The following is a 1,697-nucleotide window of genomic DNA, read 5'->3' as shown; positions in this document are numbered from 1 at the left end:
CTCAAGAAGCCAGAGCCCAAAAAGTCGTTAGACATCCTGTCCATAAACTTCCTGGACTCCGCGTCAAAAAACTAATTGGACTCCGAGTCCAAAAAGTCAATGGACTCCGAGTCCAAGAAGTCACTAGACATCACATCCTTAGCTGAGGTAGGAACTAAACCCAGGACGCTTCAGTCGGCGGTGATGCCGGCGGTCGGCCAGACGGTCAAGACGTCATGGATGGACTTCTTTATTTCTGCGCGGAAGTGTGCGACTTCTTGCGCGGTTTTGAGTGTCTTGGTGCCGAAAACACAATGGCCGACGCTATCGGCGATGTTTCACACCATCTTCCAGCAGCCCAACGCTGACAGCGTCTAGGCTCAGGCCCGTTAGGTCGTAGAGTTCTGTGGGCAGAAGTTTCTTCAAGCGGCAGACTACCTGGAGGAATCACTCGATGAGCTGTTAGTTTTTTACTACTGCACCGAAGCCGGTATGGACCAAGATCTGGTCCAATAACCCCACTGAACGGCTCAACCGAGAAATCCGACGTCGCACTGACGTCGTCGGGATCTTCCAAAACCGTGAGGCCGTCATCCGGCTGGTCGGGGCCGTCCTTGCGGAACAACACGATGAGTGGATGCAGCAAACGCTACATGCCGCTGACCAGCTTGACCCATACCAAGGAGATCATCGCTGCCAACCTCGTCGACGGCACTCCCCCGACAGCAAGGAGATCGCCGCCTAATACTTACCCAACCCCGCCCCCGAAACTAACCACATGCTCGAAAGCCAGATACACCACTTCCCAGGACTTGACCCAGCATGCGGCTAGTCTGTTCCTCTAACGCCATCGATCAACAACTAACACAGACTAGATTATGCATGCATACATACCGGCTCGTTTATTCTTTACTAAATAGAGTAGAACTCATTCCCTCCAACGTCGACGAGGTTTTAAGGTCGGGCATCCGGCCTTTTTTGCAAATAGATTCAATCCAGTGAACTCTTTCTGGACTTAATTCCGACAGCCATGTGAGGCTACCCTCGCTGTTTGTACAAGATGGATTAGAACCGCCTGCAGTATGTATCGCATAAATGGTATTGCCAGAGTAAACAGGACTACCTGAGTCCCCTTCACATGTACGCGAAGGGGTGGTTGTAGTGGCTATCACCAAATCGTGATAAGGAATTCCAATCTCAGGCGGATAACTATCTATAAAATTTTTAACCTCTAGCTGTGCAATTGAAGAATACTCATGGCTCGCTCCATATCCAATAAGCGTTAAGGAATCTCCTTTCTGGAGAGGTGATATGGGCAATTCAAATGCGTTAGCTTCGATCCCTTTCCCCACTTTCAACAGTGCCAAGTCATCGGCGACAGACATGAAGAAAACTTGTTTCACCTTTGCTTCGTCCCCATCAACCTGACGAAGCAAATCCCCAGGCTTAGGTGAGCAATGCCTAGCCGTCAACCAAATATCAGCAGATATACTGCTTGCAGTACATGTACGCCTTTCTTGCCCAGTGCTAGAAGAAACCGAGACAAGAGCAGCAATTCGATTATCAACTACGGGATTCGTATCGCTTGCCTGCAGAGATGGGACTTGAGTATCGCCCTCTAAGGGAGAAATAGGCTCTGCTCCGACTGTAGAAGGAGTTAAAAATGCATAACAAACTACTAGTACAATAACTTTTATAAACTTTTTGCCCAACAGTGA

General features: G+C 49.2%; 1 protein-coding gene and 1 pseudogene. One reads left to right on the top strand and one right to left on the bottom strand.

Annotation, left to right across the window (positions count from 1 at the left end):
* Positions 1-460: 460 nt before the first annotated feature.
* Positions 461-616, top strand: a pseudogene (locus tag HMPREF0308_RS13515) (transposase); the annotation flags it as partial.
* A 265-nt stretch (positions 617-881) separates the two neighbouring features.
* On the opposite strand, the gene HMPREF0308_RS13075 reads toward HMPREF0308_RS13515, so the two are convergent.
* Positions 882-1,697, bottom strand: an 816-nt coding sequence (locus HMPREF0308_RS13075) for a trypsin-like serine peptidase (protein WP_169305100.1), incomplete at its 5' end; no start/stop codon positions are given.

It is taken from the genome of Corynebacterium striatum ATCC 6940 (assembly GCF_000159135.1).
Taxonomy (GTDB): domain Bacteria; phylum Actinomycetota; class Actinomycetes; order Mycobacteriales; family Mycobacteriaceae; genus Corynebacterium; species Corynebacterium striatum.
Note: the sequence above shows the minus strand (reverse complement) of the source record. Positions and strands in the feature narration are given on the sequence as shown.